Origin of the sequence: Streptomyces coryli (assembly GCF_011044975.1) — a bacterium.
GTDB classification, from domain to species: Bacteria; Actinomycetota; Actinomycetes; order Streptomycetales; family Streptomycetaceae; genus Streptomyces; species Streptomyces coryli.
Map to the genome: position 1 here is coordinate 1 of NZ_JAAKZV010000184.1, position 16,746 is coordinate 16,746.

19 protein-coding genes and 1 pseudogene are annotated in these 16,746 nt (G+C 71.4%); 9 read left to right on the plus strand and 11 right to left on the minus strand.

What is annotated here, in order from left to right; translation table 11 throughout:
• Positions 1–992 (minus strand): annotated as a pseudogene (locus tag G5C51_RS30055) (hypothetical protein); the annotation flags it as partial.
• A 54-nt stretch (positions 993–1,046) separates the two neighbouring features.
• Between G5C51_RS30055 and G5C51_RS30060 the strand changes: the two are divergent.
• Positions 1,047–1,778, plus strand: a complete 732-nt coding sequence (locus tag G5C51_RS30060; RefSeq protein ID WP_165241795.1) for a DUF7873 family protein — start codon at positions 1,047–1,049, stop codon at positions 1,776–1,778.
• A 402-nt stretch (positions 1,779–2,180) separates the two neighbouring features.
• On the opposite strand, the gene G5C51_RS30065 is transcribed toward G5C51_RS30060, so the two are convergent.
• A complete protein-coding gene (locus tag G5C51_RS30065; RefSeq protein WP_240930026.1) occupies positions 2,181–2,495 on the minus strand; it encodes a DUF6343 family protein in 315 nt (104 codons plus the stop codon).
• 102 nt (positions 2,496–2,597) lie between these two features.
• Positions 2,598–2,768 carry a hypothetical protein gene (locus tag G5C51_RS30070; RefSeq protein ID WP_165241793.1) on the minus strand — a complete coding sequence of 57 codons (171 nt, stop codon included), beginning with the start codon at positions 2,766–2,768 and terminating at the stop codon, positions 2,598–2,600.
• A 238-nt stretch (positions 2,769–3,006) separates the two neighbouring features.
• Here G5C51_RS30070 and G5C51_RS30075 point away from each other — a divergent pair, with 238 nt between their 5' ends.
• Complete coding sequence (locus G5C51_RS30075; protein WP_165241797.1) at positions 3,007–3,174, plus strand: hypothetical protein; 168 nt, start codon at positions 3,007–3,009, stop codon at positions 3,172–3,174.
• Positions 3,175–3,232: 58 nt separating this feature from the next.
• Positions 3,233–3,706 carry a type II toxin-antitoxin system PemK/MazF family toxin gene (locus tag G5C51_RS30080; RefSeq protein ID WP_420824870.1) on the plus strand — a complete coding sequence of 158 codons (474 nt, stop codon included), beginning with the start codon at positions 3,233–3,235 and terminating at the stop codon, positions 3,704–3,706.
• 38 nt (positions 3,707–3,744) lie between these two features.
• Here the strand turns inward: G5C51_RS30080 and G5C51_RS30085 are convergent, their stop codons facing one another.
• The 5 genes from G5C51_RS30085 to G5C51_RS30105 form a co-directional block, all read right to left on the minus strand.
• A complete protein-coding gene (locus tag G5C51_RS30085; RefSeq protein ID WP_165241799.1) occupies positions 3,745–4,704 on the minus strand; it encodes a trypsin-like serine peptidase in 960 nt (319 codons plus the stop codon).
• Between the two features lie 138 nt (positions 4,705–4,842).
• On the minus strand, positions 4,843–5,748 hold the full coding sequence (locus G5C51_RS30090) for a PfkB family carbohydrate kinase (protein WP_165241801.1): 906 nt from the start codon (positions 5,746–5,748) through the stop codon (positions 4,843–4,845).
• Positions 5,749–5,752: 4 nt separating this feature from the next.
• Entirely contained in the window at positions 5,753–6,667 is a 915-nt protein-coding gene (locus tag G5C51_RS30095; RefSeq protein WP_165241803.1) for a pseudouridine-5'-phosphate glycosidase, read from the minus strand.
• 21 nt (positions 6,668–6,688) lie between these two features.
• Positions 6,689–7,150, minus strand: coding sequence for a hypothetical protein (locus G5C51_RS30100; protein ID WP_165241805.1), 462 nt, complete (start codon positions 7,148–7,150; stop codon positions 6,689–6,691).
• Positions 7,151–7,184: 34 nt separating this feature from the next.
• Positions 7,185–7,748: an RNA 2'-phosphotransferase gene (locus tag G5C51_RS30105; protein ID WP_165241807.1), complete on the minus strand. Its 564-nt coding sequence runs from the start codon at positions 7,746–7,748 to the stop codon at positions 7,185–7,187.
• 78 nt (positions 7,749–7,826) lie between these two features.
• Here G5C51_RS30105 and G5C51_RS30110 point away from each other — a divergent pair, with 78 nt between their 5' ends.
• Both G5C51_RS30110 and G5C51_RS30115 read left to right on the plus strand, forming a co-directional pair.
• Complete coding sequence (locus G5C51_RS30110) at positions 7,827–8,348, plus strand: HAD domain-containing protein (protein WP_165241809.1); 522 nt, start codon at positions 7,827–7,829, stop codon at positions 8,346–8,348.
• A gap of 5 nt (positions 8,349–8,353) precedes the next feature.
• Complete coding sequence (locus G5C51_RS30115; RefSeq protein ID WP_338118354.1) at positions 8,354–9,121, plus strand: phosphotransferase family protein; 768 nt, start codon at positions 8,354–8,356, stop codon at positions 9,119–9,121.
• Positions 9,122–9,202: 81 nt separating this feature from the next.
• Here G5C51_RS30115 and G5C51_RS30120 read toward each other — a convergent pair whose 3' ends face one another.
• Both G5C51_RS30120 and G5C51_RS30125 read right to left on the minus strand, forming a co-directional pair.
• A complete protein-coding gene (locus tag G5C51_RS30120) occupies positions 9,203–9,745 on the minus strand; it encodes a DUF1697 domain-containing protein (protein WP_165241813.1) in 543 nt (180 codons plus the stop codon).
• A gap of 54 nt (positions 9,746–9,799) precedes the next feature.
• On the minus strand, positions 9,800–10,336 hold the full coding sequence (locus G5C51_RS30125) for a methylated-DNA--[protein]-cysteine S-methyltransferase (RefSeq protein ID WP_165241815.1): 537 nt from the start codon (positions 10,334–10,336) through the stop codon (positions 9,800–9,802).
• Positions 10,337–10,548: 212 nt separating this feature from the next.
• On the opposite strand from G5C51_RS30125, the gene G5C51_RS30130 reads away from it, so the two are divergent.
• The gene (locus G5C51_RS30130; protein ID WP_165241817.1) at positions 10,549–11,358 is read left to right on the plus strand and encodes an MHYT domain-containing protein; all 810 of its coding nucleotides are present in this window, start codon (positions 10,549–10,551) and stop codon (positions 11,356–11,358) included.
• Between the two features lie 46 nt (positions 11,359–11,404).
• Here the strand turns inward: G5C51_RS30130 and G5C51_RS30135 are convergent, their stop codons facing one another.
• Positions 11,405–12,316 carry a glycerophosphodiester phosphodiesterase gene (locus tag G5C51_RS30135; protein ID WP_165241819.1) on the minus strand — a complete coding sequence of 304 codons (912 nt, stop codon included), beginning with the start codon at positions 12,314–12,316 and terminating at the stop codon, positions 11,405–11,407.
• 237 nt (positions 12,317–12,553) lie between these two features.
• On the opposite strand from G5C51_RS30135, the gene uvrB reads away from it, so the two are divergent.
• From uvrB to G5C51_RS30150, 3 genes are all read left to right on the plus strand, one after another.
• Positions 12,554–14,692, plus strand: coding sequence for an excinuclease ABC subunit UvrB (gene uvrB, locus G5C51_RS30140; RefSeq protein WP_165241821.1), 2,139 nt, complete (start codon positions 12,554–12,556; stop codon positions 14,690–14,692).
• A gap of 156 nt (positions 14,693–14,848) precedes the next feature.
• Positions 14,849–15,427 carry a TerD family protein gene (locus tag G5C51_RS30145; RefSeq protein WP_165241823.1) on the plus strand — a complete coding sequence of 193 codons (579 nt, stop codon included), beginning with the start codon at positions 14,849–14,851 and terminating at the stop codon, positions 15,425–15,427.
• Between the two features lie 41 nt (positions 15,428–15,468).
• On the plus strand, positions 15,469–16,746 hold a 1,278-nt coding region (locus tag G5C51_RS30150; RefSeq protein ID WP_165241825.1), incomplete at its 3' end, for a TerD family protein.

Sequence of the window (16,746 nt, forward strand, 5' to 3'; positions counted from 1 at the left end):
GTGTCGGGGGCGGTGAGGCGGGCGCCCTCCAGGACGATGCGGCTCGGGGTCTCGGCGCCGGCGAGGCGGATCTGGCCGTCGGCCGTGAAGCCGTGGTCCAGCACCACACCCGCACCGATCTGCGCGCCTGCGGCGTCGAGGGTGCGGCCGTCGGGATTGGTGAGCTGGGCGGCGCGGAGGAAGAGTGTGCCGGTCACGGCGGCGCCGCGCAGGATCAGAGCGCCGGTGGTCCGCAAGCGGTAGGCGGTGAAGTCCACACCGACCTGGAGGCGGACGGCGTCCAGGGCCGTGGCGCCGCCCCGGTCCGGGAGGCCGTCCGCGTGGTCGGGGGCGTGGATGCCGGTGGCGCCGTGCAGCTGGGATTCGCGGAGTTGCACGCTGCCGCCGATGTGGGCGCTGCGCAGGGATATGCGGCCCTCGGCTGTCAGGTGCCGCATCAGCAGGTCGTTGTCCACCTGGAGCCGGTTGCCGTCGAGAGCGGCGCCGTCGGCGGCGACGAGGTGCGCCTCGTCCATGCTCAGTGCTCCGGATACGCGGGTGCCGACGAGGCTCACCTCGGCCCTCGAGTGGCACCATTTCAGCCGCAGATTGCCGTCGATCTGGGCGAGCGAAGCCATGATCCCGTTGAGGTGCGAAGCCGAGAAGCTCAGCTGGCGGGTGCGGGCGCCGTAGAGATTCACCCGCTGCTCGAACCAGCAGCCTTTGAGCCGCAGGTGGCACTCGAACTCGGTGTTGTCCAGCTCCAGGCTGCCCGTGATCCGGGCCCCCACCAGGGTCACTCCAGCCTTGCGCCCGGGCTCGGTCTCCCGCGCGCCGAGCAGCAGCGCCGCGATGACCTCGGCGCGGATGGTCCGCTCCGGGCCCCAGTCGGCGCCGCCCGCCGGATCGTCACCGTCCGGATCGCCGGTACGCAGATCGACTTCCCGGGCCGCGGTGAACGCCTCCCACAACTGCCGTTCCGGCAAGGTGAGTTCGTCCGCCTGAACGTCCAACGCTCCCCCATATTCGTTCGATTACCGTACGCAACTCCTGTTAGCGTGCGGCTCGTGGCGAAACTCAATCAGATCATCGCAGTCGAGAAGGGCGTCAAGGCCAAGTCGCAGCAGGACCTGGCGTCGGTGCGGCATGGGCTGCAGAAGCCGGCGCTGCTGGCCGGCATCTCGCGGACGTACCAGCCGAAGGACGAGGAGGGCGAGCAGCTGCCGCCCGAGTCGACGCGGGTGCAGGTCGGCGCCGAGCAGGTGCTGCGCGATACGGCTGCGACGCTGACCCGGCTCTTCGACGTGACCGCCACGAAGGACTGGGCCAACTGCACCGCCCGCGCCGACATCACCGTCGAGGGCCGGGTGCTGGTGAGCGATGTGCCCGTTTCGTACCTCCTGTTCCTGGAGAAGCAGCTCGCCGATGTGGCCGCCTTCGTGCGCAAGCTGCCGGTGCTGGACGCCGCCGAGTCGTGGGCTCAGGACCCGTCCACCGACTCGTGGAAGACCGAGCCGGTGCGCACGGTCCGTACCAAGAAGGTGCCGCGCAACCACGTGAAGGCCGAGGCCACCGAGCACCACCCGGCGCAGGTCGAGGTGTATTACGAGGATGTGCCGGTCGGCTACTGGACGACCGTCAAATTCTCCGGCGCGCTGCCGCAGCGGCGGGTGAACGAGCTGCTGGAGCGGGTGGAGAAGCTGCAGCAGGCGGTGAAGTTCGCCCGCGAGGAGGCGAACGGCGCCGAGGTCACCGACCAGCACGTCGGAGATGTGGTCTTCGGCTACCTCTTCGGGTAGCGTCGACGGCTCCCCGGGCGGCGTCCCGTGAGGGCGGTGGCCGGGGTGCGCCAAGGAGCGCAAAGCTGAAACTGAAGCTTGTCGTGATGTGCGCGGGTGCCCGCATGGGCGGGTGGTCGCGGTCAATCTCAGATTCTTGCTCCAGACTCAGCATTTGCCGCCGATCGTCGGTCGACCGGGGGCGGGCAACTGCGACCTCGAAGTGCCGGTTCGACTCCGGCCCGGACCTCTCCCATGGTCCGGTTGCGTAATGGCAGCGCACGAGGGCACGAGTACGACCCGTTTCCCTGACGCAGGCCGGCGTGCGCATATGGGCGGCACCATGGGGCCCGGAGGCCGGATACCGCCTCCGGGTCCCGCTCCGTCCGTCCCGCTCAGTCCGTCCCGCTCAGTCCGTCCCGCTCAGTCCTTGGGCGGGCGGTGCTCGTCGTCGTCCACCGGGTGGTACGGCGGCACCGTCGGGCCCGGCTGGTAGTGGGCGCCCTGGCGTATGCGGTGGCGGACCACGGCGAGGTCCACTGCCGCCGCTGCCGCGAGGATGGCGCAGAAGGTGGCCCAGCCGGGGCGGTCGGTGAGGGCGAAGGCGAGGGTGCCGGCCAGGGTCCAGAGGAGGCCCCACAGGGCCAGCCAGAAGCGCATCCGCAGGGGGCTGCGGGCGTGGGCGGGCTCGTCGCCGCTGCGTATCAGGCGCGGCATCCGCCGCTGATTCGTCGGCATGGCAATACATCTCCTCCCTCCAGCATGCGCCTTCCCGGGATGGATGCGCGACTGCGTGAGCGAGCGCTCAGTAATCGCGCCAGTAATCGCGCCAGTAATCGCTCAGCGAGCGATCGACAGCAGCCAGCCGGCTATCCCGTACTCCCCGCGGGCGGCGGCCTCGCGCATGCCCTGCGCGTCCGCCTCCGCCTCGGATTCGTCCGGGTCGGCGGCGGCGAGGCCGAGCCGCAGCTCGGCCGTCTCGAGCTCATCGACAACGTCGTGGTAGTCCATGCCGGGAAAGCTACAGCGCCCCACTGACAATCCACCCTGACCTGCGTAAACGACCCGTCCGCCAGCCATCTAAGGCACTACGGGAGGGGTCTTAGGCCGCCATCGCCGTCTCCGCCCCGCGAACTAAGGCCCCCCGCCCCCATAGATGAGGCAGTCGCCCGATGTGGCGCACCCCCCTTGGAGAGCAAATTAGAAGTACGCCAAGGAAAGAGCACCACACAAACAGGGAGACACCGAAATGTTCGAGTACGAGATGCACCAGGCCCGCGCCAACGACCTGCACCGCAAGGCCGCCGACGAGCGCCGCAGCGGCGAGGCCGCCCGCAACGCCCGCTCCAACCGCCGCTTCGCCCTCGGCCACCGCCGCTCGGCCGACCGGCGCCGGCAGTGGGTGAAGGCCGCCTGATCCGGTCACGGGCCGCCCGCGCCCACCGCGCTCGAACCGAGCCGGTAGCGTACGGCCCGTGACCGAATCGATCAGCCCGCAGCAACGCGAAGACGACGCCGCCGACGCGAACCCGGGCCGCTCAGGCCGCGGCGCGACGGTGGAGATACAGCCCAAGCGCGTAGGACCGGTCCGTACCTCCTACGCCCCCGACTACGACGGCGACCCGGACCCCGGCGAGATCGTCTGGACCTGGGTCCCCTACGAGGAGAACGACGGCCGCGGCAAGGACCGCCCCGTTCTCGTCGTCGCCCGCGAACCGGCCGGCACGCTGCTGGCCGTCCAGCTCTCCAGCAAGCGCCACGACGGCGACCGCGAGTGGGTCGCCCTCGGCTCCGGGCCCTGGGACAGCTCCGGGCGGGACTCCTGGGTCGACCTCGACCGTGTCCTGCGCGTCCACCCCGACGGCATGCGCCGCGAGGCCTGCGCCCTGGACCGGCAGCGCTTCCACCTCGTAGAGCACCGCCTCCGCCTCCGTTACGGCTGGAGCTGACGGAGCCGGCCGCGCCGGCCGCGACCGCCGCGCCCCCCTCAGCTGCTCTGCGCCTCCTCGTACACCTTCTGCGCGTCCGCGCCGAAGTACGGCCCGAACATCATGTTCGGCAGGAAGTTGTACTTGAAGCTGTTCACCGACGACTGCAGGCCGGTGCCCGTCGCCTCGTCGAACTTGGTGAACCAGGGGCCGCCGCTCGACCCGCCGGTCATGTCGCAGTTCATCCCGTGGTCCTTGGACAGCAGGAAGTCCTTCGACGTGCGACCGCTGCAGTAGATGAGCTTCGACCCGTCATACGGGGACGCCGCCGGGAAGCCGAAGGCGTACATGTCCACGTTGTAGCCGGTGTTGAAGGCCACGCCCTGGGCGCCGGTGACGTCCGTGAGCTGCTTGCCGTCGAGCGGGTTCACGACCGCCGCGCCGACGTCGTAGTTGATGTCCTCGCTCGCCGTCCACTGCGGGGTGGCGAGGGTCTTGGCGGCCGTCCACTTGCCGTGCGGGGCCTGGCCGTCGTGGTAGCCGGGGACGAAGACCCAGTCCTTGTGCCAGGCGCCGTCCATCTTCACGCAGTGCCCCGCGGTGAGGACCGTGGACTTGTTGGCGCTGGTCACGGCGTTGCCGGAGCAGGAGGCCGTGCGGCCCTGGTAGCTGAAGAAGACGCGGCCGGAGGTGGTGACCACCTTGCCGTCGCCGGTCCACGGCCCGCCGCCTTCGGGGAGCGCCCGCGGGGAGGTCGACGGGATCAGCTTCTTCGCGCCTTCGCGGACCTTCTTGCCGAGCGTGCCGGCATCCGCCGGGAGCAGGTCGAGCGGCTTGGCCGCGCGCATGCGTTCCGGGGTCCAGAACGACGACGCGCCGTCCTTCGAGTCTTTCGTGTCGTGCGCCCAGGGCGGCGGTGCCGCGTTCGCGGGTGCCGCGGAGGCCACGGCGCCGGCTATGAGGGCGCCGACTGCGCCCAGAGCGGCGGTTATTCGGATGGGGTGCGGAGTGGGGGTCACGCGGACTCCTTCTGCCGGTACGTGCCGGAGGCCGGCACGGGGACATGTACGGGCGTGCAGAGGTGGGGGTGCGATGGAGCGTGCGATCGAGCGTGCGATTGCCGTGCAGCCGTAGCGTGTCACCGATGAGACGGTCTGTCAGGAGCGCGTCACGACACTCTCACCTGGCGGTCGCCCGCCGATCACCGTCACGGCCAGCGAACCTGCCCGGCAGCCCGCCTCGGCCGCCGCCTCCGGCGTGGCGCCCGCGCAAGCCGCCGCCAGATACGCCCCGTTGAAGGCGTCTCCCGCCCCCGTCGAGTCGAGCGGCGTCGCCCGCGGCGCCCGGACGCGTACCGGCGCCGCGCCTCCCGGCCCGGCCGCGACCGCGCCCGCCGCGCCCAGCGTCACCACCGCCGCGCCGTGCCGGGCGGCCAGCGCGGCCGCCGCCTTAGCCGGGTCGTCGAGGCCGGTGAGCAGCGCCGCCTCCGAGGCGTTCGGGAGCAGGACGTCCGCGTCGCGGATCGCCGCCGCGAAGGCCCGTACGCCCAACTCCTCGATGAAGCCCACCGATGCGGGGTCCACGCTCACCGGCACACCCCGCTCGTGCGCCGCCGCCGCGGCGGTGGCGGCCAGCGCGCGGCCGTTCGGGGTGAAGTAGAGATAGCCGGAGAGATGCAGCCGCGTGACGTCCCGCAGCAGCCGCGGCGACCAGTCCTGCGGGCCCGCCCGGAAGCTCGCGCCGCTGTCCGTGAGGAAGCTCCGCTCCGCGTCCGCGCCGTCGACCAGCGCGATCACCGTCCCCGTCGGCGCCCCGGGATCAACCACCACATGCGGCTCCACCCCGGCGCGTAGCAGCTCGTCCCGGTGCCAGTCCGCCGCGTCCGCGCCCGCCCGGGTCAGTAAGCGCACCCGCGCGCCGCAATGCGCCGCCCAGGCCGCGCAGTTCGCGCCCGCGCCGCCCGGCAGCAGCGCGATCCGGGCCGCCGTGTCCGTGCCGCGGGCGAGGGGCTTGTCGTGCCGGGCGACGACGTCCGTGATCACGTCCCCGACGACGAGGAGCACCCCGTCACGCCCGCACAGAGCGTGGGTTGAGCCGCGTCGCGATCTCCCCGGCCAGCCGTACGTTGCCGCGCACCGCCGCCAGGTTGGCTTCCAGGGACGCGCCCGCCGTGTGCTCCGTCAGATACGCCAGTAGATACGGCGTCACCGCCTGCCCCGTCACGCCCTCGCGCTCCGCCGCCGCCAGCGCGTCGGTCAGCACCCGGTCGTGCAGCGCCGGATCCAACTGCTCGGCGACCGGCACCGGGTTGGCCACGATCAGCGCCGACGGAGGCCCGCCGAGGGCGTCCTGCGCGCGGACCACCGCGGCCGCCTCCTCCGGCGTCGACACCGTCCAGTCCACCGGCTCACCGGACGTACGCAGATAGAACCCGGGGAATTCGGCCGTCCCGTACCCGACCACCGCCACCCCCAGCGTCTCCAGCCGCTGCAGCGTCGCCGGCACGTCCAGGATCGACTTCACGCCCGCGCACACCACCGCGATCCGGGTACGCGCCAGCAGCCCCAGGTCGGCCGACTCGTCCTGCACCGTCACCCAGCCCCGGTGCACGCCGCCGAGGCCGCCGGTGGCGAAGACGCGGATGCCCGCGCGGGCCGCGAGAAAGGCCGTTGCCGATACGGTCGTCGCCCCGCTCGCGCCGAGCGCCGCGGCGGGGGCGAGGTCGCGGGTGCCGAGCTTGCGGATGTCCTCGTCGTACGCGACCCGGTCCAACTCCGCCTTCGTCAGGCCGACGTGCGGCTCGCCGTCGAGTACGGCGATGGTGGCGGGCACCGCGCCCGCCGCGCGCACCAGCGCCTCCAGCTCGGCCGCGACCTCCGCGTTGCGCGGGCGCGGCAGGCCGTGGGCGATGATCGTCGACTCCAGCGCGACCACCGGGGCGCCGCCCGCCAGCGCGTCGCGGACCTCGTCCGTAAGCCTCACGTGCGCACTCCCCAAGCGTCGTTACGTGTCGTAGAGCCCGTCCCACGGCTCGTGGAAGCCGAGGCCGTCCGGGTAGAGCTCTGCCCAGTCCGGCTCGCCGTCATCGCTTTCGGCGTGTTTCTCGGTGACGAGGCCGAAGCGGATGCCGTCCACCGTCACCTCGAAGGGCTGGATGGCGATGTCGCCGAACTCCAGCCCCGGCAGCGTGTCGAGGAGGTCCTCGAGCCGCTGGTCGAGGGCGCCGTCGGCGGGCACCCCTGGACCCGGCGTCCAGATGTCGGAGTCGAGGTGGGCGCCGTCGGGCTTGAAACGGTGCAGGACCACGTACCAGCGGCGATGCTCGTGCCAGTCCGGGCCCATCGTGTAGTCGGGCGGATAGCCGGCCGTGATCGAGGCGAAGAACTGGCCGTCGGCGTAACGGCCGATGTTCTCGGTGCGGTAGCCCGGTTCGTAACGTATCGGGATGACCTCTGGTATGGGCATGGCGACGACCCTAAGGGGTCGGTCCGCCAACGGATCAAGGGGTCGGCTCGTCCGGTAGTACGCCGAGGTGTTCCGGCGGCACCGCGGGCGTCAGCCAGACGCCGTTGGCGCTGGTGCGGAAGGTGTGCCCGGCGGCGTGCATGCGGGCGGCGGCGACCGTGAGCACGACCGGCCTGCCGCGCCGGGAGCCGACCTTACGGGCCGTCGCCACGTCGGCGGAGAGGTGCACGTCGTGCCGGGCCATGGGGCGCAGGCCCTCGTCCATGATCAGGCCCAGCACCCGGGCCACGGTGCCGTGGTACAGGGTCTCCGGTGGTGCGGCGGGCTCGTAGCCTAGGTCGACGTTGATGCTGTGGCCCTGGCTGGCGCGGATGCGGGCGCCGCTGTCGTCGAAGGCGAAGCGGCGCTTGTCGTTGCGCTCGACGACCTCGTCGAGCTCGGCGCGGGTGAGCCGCACGCCGTGGGCGGCCAGCGCGGTCAGGAGGGCGCCCACCTCGGCCCAGCCGGACCCGTCGAGCGTGACGCCGAAGCGGCCGGGGTCGTGGCGCAGGCAGAGCGAGAGGGTCTTGGAGGTGCGTATCAGACGTCGGTTGGTCATTTCCATGTTCCTTGGAGCGTACGGGCCGGGCGGGCGCGCGTGCGCGGGAATTTCGCGGCGGGAGCTTACGGTCGGCGTATGACCGATGAACGCCCGCTGCTGATGCTCGACGTGGACGGGCCGCTCAACCCCTGGGCGGCGCCGGGGTGTCCGCCGGGCTACCGGACGTATGTCGTCACCGGGCTGCAGGTCGGCACGCTGAGCGTCTGGCTCAACCCGGCGCACGGGGAGCGGCTGCAGCGGCTGCCGTACCACTTGGTGTGGGCCACGACGTGGATGCACGAGGCGAACGTCGTGGTCGGCGGCCGAGCGCTCGGGCTGCCGACGCTCGAGGTGATCGAGTGGACCGGGATGCATCTGCCGGATCCGGACGGGCTGTACTGGAAGACGCGGCAGGTCGTGGCGTGGGCGGCCGGGCGGCCGTTCGCGTGGGTGGACGACGAGATCGGGGAGGCGGACCGGGAGTGGGTGGCGGCGCATCACGACGCGCCCGCGCTGCTGCACTGGGTCGATCCGCGGGTGGGGCTGGTGGAGGAGGACTTCGTGGCGCTGGAACGGTGGGCCGACGGGCTGGGGCACGGAGAGGGCAGGTCGGCTTGATCTTCGTGGAGGTGCCGCTCACCGCGGCCGTACGGGCGGCGACCGGGGTCGTGGGGACGGCGGAACGGCTCTACGGCGGTGAGGAGTCGGCTGCCTGGCGGGTCGGGGACCGGGTGGTGCGGATCGGGGCGTACGAGAAGGACCTCGCGGAGGTGGAGTGGTGCCACGCGGTCGCGGTGGCGGCGCGGGCCGGGGGCTGTGCGGAGGCGGTGGCGGCGGCGCGGCTGCTGGCGCGGCTGCACCGGGCGTTGGCGGATGTCCGGCTGCCGGCGCGGCCGCGGCCGTCGTTTCTGGAGACGGGGCTGCGCGGGGAGGTGGCGTACGAGGATCCGCGGCTGCGCGACCCGGAGCTGGACGCCTGGCTGGCGGAGTTCTCGGGGCGGGCCCGGCTGCGGCATCCGCTGCACGGCGACTTCTACCACGGCAACCTGCTCGCCGACCGGGCCGAGCCGCGGCGGCTGGTCGCCGTACTCGACTGGGACGAGGCCCTCGTCGCGCCGCCGGAGGTGGAAGTGGGCAGCGCGGCGCTGGAGTTCGCGAACGAGACCGGCGAGAGCTTCGCGGACGCGCGCCGCTTCGTCGACGCGTATCTGGAGGCGGGCGGCACGGCCGGGGCGGTGAGCGACGAGGAGCTGGCGCAGCTGATGCGGCATCGGCTGCGGCGTGAGGGCGCGTACTTCGCGCAGGCGGTGGCGCGCGGGGTGGAGCATGACGCGGAGGACCTCGACTACCACCGGCGGCGGATGGAGGCCTTCGCGCGGCTGCGGCCGTGAGGTCCGCGAGGTCCGTGAGGTCCGTGAGGTCCGTGAGGTCCGTGAGGTCCGTGAGTGCTGTGACGTCCGCGAGCGGCGGGCTTACGCCTCGTCCGCCAGCTCCAGCAGCTTCAGCACCGTGTTCCAGTTCCGCGCGGTGGCCGTGAACGGGACCTTCTTGTTGGCGAAGTTGGCCGCGAGCTTGGAGCGGCCGAGGCCGCCGGGGCACCACATGTAGACCACGCGGTCGGCGATCACGTACTGGTCCGGCTCGTACTTCTTCGGGTCGTCCGTGACGAACCAGGCGTTCTTCGGCTGCGCTGACAGGAAGACCGCGACGAACTTCGCCGGCTCGGCGAGGCCTTCCGGGAGCGGATTGCCGTCGATCACCGCCGCGATCTCGTCGCGGGTGCGGACGATCACGGGGATATCCAGGCCGAACTCCTCCTGGATCGCCGAGGCGATGCCCACCGCCGTCTTCTCGGTGGCCGTGCCCGGGTCGTCGAAGACGACATTGCCGCTGGCCACGTACGTGACGACGTTGGCGTAACCGCGGTCGGTCAGGACCTCGCGCAGGCGTGCCATCGGGATCTTGTTCGTACCGCTGACATTGATCCCCCGCAGCAGCGCGATCTGCTTGCTCACGCCCGTGACCTCTCTGGAGTGACGGATTCCGCTCTTCCGGCGAGCGGCATCCTGTCAGAACAACGGCTCCGGAAGCACCCCTTCAATGGCCAGCAGCCGTCGCTTGGTCTCCAGGCCGCCCCCGAATCCGCCCAGTCCGCCGCCGCTCTCCACCACCCGGTGGCAGGGCACGACGACGGGCAGCGGATTCGAGCCCATGGCGCGGCCGACGGCCTGCGCGGCGCCCGGCTCGCCGACCCGGTCGGCGAGGAACTGATAGCCGACCACCGTGCCGTACGGAACGCGGGCGGCCAGCTCGTGCAGCACCTCGCTGTTGAACCCCCGGGACAGGCTCCAGTCCAGCGGCAGCTCGAAATGCCGCAGCTCACCCGCGAAATACGCGTCCAGCTGCGCCCCGGCCGCGGCTATGTGATCCGCGCCGGCGTCCGACGGCTGCCCGCCGAGCCGCTCGCGCAGCCCGGCCTCCATCGCCTCGGCCGCTGCCGGCTCGGCATGGAAGCCGATCTTGACGAGGCCCTCGGCCGTGGCGGCCAGGAGCAGCGGACCGATCGGGGTGTCCCGCACGCTCAGGGTGAAGTCGCGGATGTCCATGTTCCGGAGCCTACGGCGGGGCACTGACACCGCTGTCCTTTTTGATCATGATCCGCCACATACCGATTAGGTATCGGCGTACTTAAGCACGGCCTAATTGGCGGGCACCGTACAGACGTGTCATTAGCATCGTTTCAACTAGTTGCCCCGCGCAACCTCCACGCGCCCCCCACAAGATCCTCACACGGGAGTCTTCATTGTCCGGTCCTTCTGTGCCAGTTGATGGCTTCTCGTACGGTTTGCTCACCCCGGTCGCCGCCTTCCTCATGGCCGCCCTGGGGAGTGCCCTCGGGCTGCGCTGCACCCTGCGGGCGGTGTCCGTCCAGGAGCGCCGGGCCGGCTGGCTCGCGCTGGGTGCGGTGGCCATCGGCACCGGGATCTTCACGATGCACTTCATCGCGATGATGGGCTTCACCGCCCAAGATGTGCGGATCAATTACGACATACCCGTCACCCTCTCCAGCCTCCTGGTGGCGATCGTCGTGACCGGTCTCGGCGTCTTCCTCGTCGGCTACCAGGGCCGCACCCCGCTCGCCCTCACCGCCGGCGGCGTGATCACCGGCATCGGCGTCGCCTGCATGCACTACCTCGGCATGGCGGGCATGCGGATGTCGAACGGCTACCAGGAGTACGACCCGGGCGTCGTCACCCTCTCCGTACTCATCGCGGTGGTCGCCGCCACCGCGGCGCTGTGGCTGGCGATGACGGTCAAGAAGTTCGGGGTGGCGGTCGGGGCCGCGCTGATCATGGGTGTGGCCGTCTCCGGCATGCACTACACGGGCATGGAGGCGCTGAGCGTGCACGCCAGCGCGGTGGCCGGCGGCGGCGGGCGGTCGCCCGCGGAGATCCTGGCGCCGATCCTGATCGGTCCGGTGCTGCTGCTGGTCTTCGTCGGCCTCTTCGTGGGCATGGACCCGCTGGAGCGGGAGTGGCGGCACAGCCCGGCCGACGACGAGCGGGACGGGCAGCCGGAAGCCCCGGACGCCGGGGCGTCCGGGGCGATGTTCGAGCCGCGTCGCTGAGGGCGCGGCCGCTGTCAGGGACGGCTCGGCGGCCGTCCGGAACGGCTCAGCCGTTCTTCTCCACCTCGAAGTCCGCCGCGGCGAGCGCCTTGGCGATCTCGTCGGGCTTGTTGGTGATGATCCCGTCGGCGCCCCACTTGGCCAGCTCGACGGCCCGGGCCGGGTCGTCCACGGTCCAGGTGTAGTTCTCCAGGCGCCGGCCGTGCGGGCCGGTCAGCGCGTGGATGGCCTTGTAGTAGTCGGCCGACACGGTGCCGTGGTTGGAGTTGATCTGGTCCGCGAAGGTCGCGTACTGCGGCAGCTCGGCCACCGGCGGGGTGCCGAGGAAGCCGGTCTTGATGTCCGGTCGCAGCGCGTGCACCTTCTTCACGCTGTCCGCGCTGAAGGCCTGGATCACGAGCTTGCGCGACACGTGCGTACGGTCGAGCCAGCCGAGCCCGCGCAGCTCCTTGAGGGTCTCCGCCTCGATGCCCGGGTAGAGCTCGGGCTTCTTGATCTCCAGGACCAGCCGCTGGTCGTTGTGCTCGACCCGGTTCATGTACTGCTCGAGGTTCGGCACCTTCAGCCCGGCGAACTCCGGGCCCTTCCAGCTGCCCGCGTCGAGGGTGGAGATCTCCTTCCAGGTGAAGTCGGCGACCTTCCACGGTGCCCGGTCGGGGAACTTCTGCTCCACGTCGGTGGTGCGGGCCAGGGTGTCGTCGTGCATGATCACCAGCTCGCCGTCCTTGGCGCGCTGGACATCGTTCTCGACCCAGTCGATGCCCATGTCCCGGGCTTCGTCGATGGCCGCGAGGGTGTTCTCGGGGACAGCGGCCGAGGCGCCGCGGTGGGCGACCGTTATCGGTCCTCTGGGGTGGGGTGTGTCTGCCTCCGCGGATGCCGCCGGAGCGGTGGTGATCGTGACAGCGGCGACGGCCAGCGCTGCGCCTGCCGGCCGCATGAACGTGCGGTAGTGCATCCGGTCTCCTCGGGTGGGAGTTGCCTGGTGTGATCGCGGACGCGCAGAGCGTGGCAGCTACAAGCAACCTCGGATAGGGCAGGGGATGGCCAGAGTGTGAACGGGACTATTGGCCAGGTGAACCAGGGTTACGCAACGGTATTCGCGCTGGTCACGGGCCGTTTTTTGGCTGGTAACGGCCTTGCTTGCCGGCTCGTCCGAGTCCGGTTGTCGGTGCCGGGTCGTACGGTGGGTCTCATGCGGCCCGTATCCGACATTGAACGCACCGTGGCGCCCTTCGAGGTCGTCAGTCCCTACCAGCCCAGCGGCGACCAGCCGGCGGCCATCGACGAGCTCGAGCGTCGTATCAAGGCCGGCGAGAAGGACGTCGTGCTGCTCGGCGCGACCGGCACCGGCAAGTCGGCGACCACGGCCTGGATGATCGAGCGGCTGCAGCGGCCCACGCTGGTCATGGCGCCGAACAAGACCCTGGCCGCCCAGCTGGCCAACGAGTTCCGCGAGCTCCTGCCGAACAACGCGGTGGAGTACTTCGTCTCCTACTACGACTACTACCAGCCCGAGGCGTACGTCCCGCAGACGGATACGTACATCGAGAAGGACTCCTCGATCAATGAGGAGGTCGAGCGGCTGCGGCACTCCGCGACGAACTCGCTGCTCACCCGCCGCGACGTCGTCGTGGTCGCCTCCGTCTCGTGCATCTACGGCCTGGGCACCCCGCAGGAGTACGTGGACCGCATGGTCCCGCTCAAGGTCGGCGAGGAGTTCGACCGCGACCAGCTGCTGCGCCGCTTTGTGGACATCCAGTACGCGCGCAATGACCAGGCATTCCAGCGCGGCACCTTCCGGGTCCGCGGTGACACCATCGAGATCTTCCCGGTGTACGAGGAGCTGGCCGTCCGGATCGAGATGTTCGGCGACGAGATCGAGGCGCTGTCCACGCTGCACCCGATCACCGGCGAGGTGATCAGCGAGGACGAGCAGCTGTACGTCTTCCCCGCCTCGCACTACATCGCCGGGCCCGAGCGCATGGCCAAGGCGATCAAGGGCATCGAGACCGAGCTCGCCGAGCAGCTCGCCGCCATGGAGAAGCAGGGCAAGATGCTGGAGGCCCAGCGGCTGCGCATGCGGACCACGTACGACCTGGAGATGCTGCAGCAGATCGGCACCTGCTCCGGCGTCGAGAACTATTCGCTGCACATGGACGACCGCGACCCAGGCTCCCCGCCGCACACCCTGCTCGACTATTTCCCGGACGACTTCCTGCTCGTCCTGGACGAGTCGCATGTCACCGTGCCGCAGATCGGCGCGATGTACGAGGGCGACGCCGCCCGTAAGCGCACCCTGGTCGACCACGGCTTCCGGCTGCCGTCCGCGCTGGACAACCGCCCGCTGAAGTGGGAGGAGTTCCTGGAGCGCACCGACCAGACCGTCTATCTGTCGGCCACCCCCGGCAAGTACGAGCTCTCCCGCGGCGACGGCGTCGTGGAGCAGATCATCCGCCCGACCGGGCTGGTCGACCCGGAGGTCGTGGTCAAGCCGACCGAGGGACAGATCGATGACCTGGTGCACGAGATCCGCACCCGCGCCGAGAAGGACGAGCGGGTCCTGGTCACCACGCTCACCAAGAAGATGGCCGAGGACCTCACCGACTACTTCGTCGAACTCGGCATCCAGGTCCGCTATCTGCACAGCGACGTCGACACGCTGCGCCGGGTGGAGCTGCTGCGGGAGCTGCGCAGCGGCGAGTACGACGTGCTGGTCGGCATCAACCTGCTCCGTGAGGGCCTCGACCTTCCCGAGGTCTCCCTGGTCTCGATCCTCGACGCCGACAAGGAGGGCTTCCTCCGCTCCGGCACCTCGCTGATCCAGACCATCGGCCGCGCCGCCCGTAACGTCTCGGGCCAGGTGCACATGTACGCCGACAAGGTCACCCCGGCGATGGCCAAGGCCATCGACGAGACCAACCGGCGCCGCGATAAGCAGCTGGCGTACAACAAGGAGCGCGGCATCGACCCGCAGCCGCTCCGCAAGAAGATCAACGACATCGTGGCGCAGATCGCCCGCGAGGACCTCGACACGGAGCAGCTGCTCGGCAGCGGCTACCGGGACGCGGAAGCGGCCGGCACCAAGAACAAGCCGGCGCCGGTGCCCGACCTCAGGCAGCAGTCCCCCAAGAAGGCCGCCAAGCGCAAGGCGCAGCCGGCCGAGCCCACGGAGACTCCCGCCGCCGATATGGCCAAGCAGATCGAGGAGATGACCGACCGGATGCGGGCGGCCGCGGCGGATCTGCAGTTCGAGGTCGCCGCGCGGCTGCGCGACGAGGTGTCGGAGATGAAGAAGGAGCTGCGGCAGATGAGGGAGGGCGGGCTGGCCTGACCGCCGCCCGGGGGCGGGTTGTTGCAAGACCGCCACAAAGGCACGGCCCGGGTGGCGGCAGCCCGGCCGGGCCCGCATAGGGTGGCCTGCAGGGTTCGGCCGTGCCGGCGGTACACGGGGGCGGCCGCAGCAGCGGCATAAGGAGGGGAAGAGCGCGTGAGCGTCAACTTGTCCAAGGGACAGGCGATCAGCCTGCAGAAATCCGACGGCGGCACGCTGACCGCGGTGCGGATGGGGCTCGGCTGGCAAGCGGCGCCGCGCCGCGGCCTCTTCGGCTCCCGCACCCGTGAGGTCGACCTCGACGCGTCGGCGGTGCTCTTCGCCGACAAACAGCCCGTCGACGTGGTCTTCTTCCGTCATCTGGTCAGCGACGACGGCTCCGTCCGGCACACCGGCGACAATCTCGTCGGCGGCGCGGGCCAGGGCGGCGACGACGAGTCGATCCTGGTCGACCTGCAGCGGATCCCGGTGCACATCGACCAGATCGTCTTCACGGTGAACTCCTTCACCGGCCAGACCTTCGCCGAGGTGCAGAACGCGTTCTGCCGCCTGGTCGACGAGACCAACGGCCAGGAGCTGGCCCGCTATACGCTCACCGGCGGCGGCCAGTACACCGCCCAGATCATGGCGAAGGTGCACCGCGTGGGCACCGGCTGGTCCATGACCGCGGTCGGCACGCCCGCCCAAGGGCGCACCTTCCAGGACCTGATGCCGTCCATCCTGCCGGTGCTGTAGCGCCTGCCAGGCGTCGTACGCGAAACACGAGGGGGCAGCGGATGACGGCCGAGCTGGTCCATGGGCAGAACCATCCGCTGCCCGCGACCCGCCTGGAGATCCGGATCACGGCGGACCGGCCGGTGGTCGCCGGCGCGACGTTGGGCGACGGTGACGGCACGGTGCGCGGCACGGACTGGGTCGCGCACCCGGGCGCGCCGCTGCTCCCCGGACTCGAGGTGCCACGGCAGGCGGCGGCCGAACACCGCCTCGCCGTCGACCTGGACGCGCTGCCGGAGGCGGTCGAGCGGGTGCATGTGCTGCTCGCGCTGCCCATCGGCGTCGGCGGCCCGGAGCGCTTCGGCGCGATCGCGCCGCCGCGCGCCGCGGTCACCGACCTCGACGGGGTGGAGATCGCCACCTTCGCGGTGACGGGCCTGGACAGCGAGTCCGCGGTCACGGCCCTGGAGCTGTACCGGCGCCAAGGCGCCTGGAAGGTCCGCGCTATTGGGCAGGGTTACGCGGATGGCCTCGAGGCCATGCTGGCCGACCACGGCTTGCCTGCGGCGCTTCAGCTGGCAGGGGAGATCAACGCGGCGGTGGCGGAGGGCATCGAGCGATCCTTCTCGGCCCCGGCCCCGGGTGGTACGGACGGGGCGGGGTGGCGGGCTGCGGCTGGGCTGCGCGGTGCCGCCCCTGGCGGCGGGGGAGCGACGGGCGGGGCGGGTGCGACGGCGGGCGCCACCGGCGGGACTACGGACGCCGCGGGCGCGACGGCGGATGCTGCGGGCGCGACGGCGGCCGGCGCGGGCGGGACAACGGATGCCGCGGGTGCCACAACGGATGCTGCGGGCGCGACGGCAGGCGGGACTGCGGACGCCGCGGGCGGGACGGCTGGCGGCTCGGTGCCGGGCGCGACCGATGCCCGGCCGCCCGGTGACGCCTCCGGCGCTGGGCACCCGGGTACCAGCGCCACTGCACCCGGTGTAGGCGGAGCCGGCGCCGACGGGATCGATTACGGCCATCCGCGGCGCAGCCAGCACCCGTCCGTGCCCGGGCCCTCAGGGCCCGTAATCCCGCAGGCGCGCGGGCCGGAGGACGCGACGCTTCCGGGCAATCCGTCCGGCGCGGGCTCCGCCGCGTCCGACGCCGGCGCCCCGTCCGGGCCGGTCGACTACCGGCATCCGCGCCGCCGCCACACCGCGCCCGGCCCCGCAGCGTCCTCCGCACCGGGGGCCACCGGACCAGGCACGCCCCACAACCCCGCCGCGCCACCGGCAGGCCCGCCCGCCTCCGCGCCGAGGGCCGCCGGCCACACCGGACCAGGCGCGCCCGGCCCC

Bases quoted from the DNA above. Each gene is read 5' to 3' on its own strand.
- G5C51_RS30065 (WP_240930026.1), bottom strand. From the start codon at position 2,495: ATGCCGACGAATCAGCGGCGGATGCCGCGCCTGATACGCAGCGGCGAC.
- G5C51_RS30070 (WP_165241793.1), bottom strand. From the start codon at position 2,768: ATGGACTACCACGACGTTGTCGATGAGCTCGAGACGGCCGAGCTGCGG.
- G5C51_RS30075 (WP_165241797.1), top strand. From the start codon at position 3,007: ATGTTCGAGTACGAGATGCACCAGGCCCGCGCCAACGACCTGCACCGC.
- G5C51_RS30100 (WP_165241805.1), bottom strand. From the start codon at position 7,150: ATGCCCATACCAGAGGTCATCCCGATACGTTACGAACCGGGCTACCGC.
- G5C51_RS30105 (WP_165241807.1), bottom strand. From the start codon at position 7,748: ATGACCAACCGACGTCTGATACGCACCTCCAAGACCCTCTCGCTCTGC.
- G5C51_RS30110 (WP_165241809.1), top strand. From the start codon at position 7,827: ATGACCGATGAACGCCCGCTGCTGATGCTCGACGTGGACGGGCCGCTC.
- G5C51_RS30125 (WP_165241815.1), bottom strand. From the start codon at position 10,336: ATGGACATCCGCGACTTCACCCTGAGCGTGCGGGACACCCCGATCGGT.
- G5C51_RS30135 (WP_165241819.1), bottom strand. From the start codon at position 12,316: ATGCACTACCGCACGTTCATGCGGCCGGCAGGCGCAGCGCTGGCCGTC.
- uvrB (WP_165241821.1), top strand. From the start codon at position 12,554: ATGCGGCCCGTATCCGACATTGAACGCACCGTGGCGCCCTTCGAGGTC.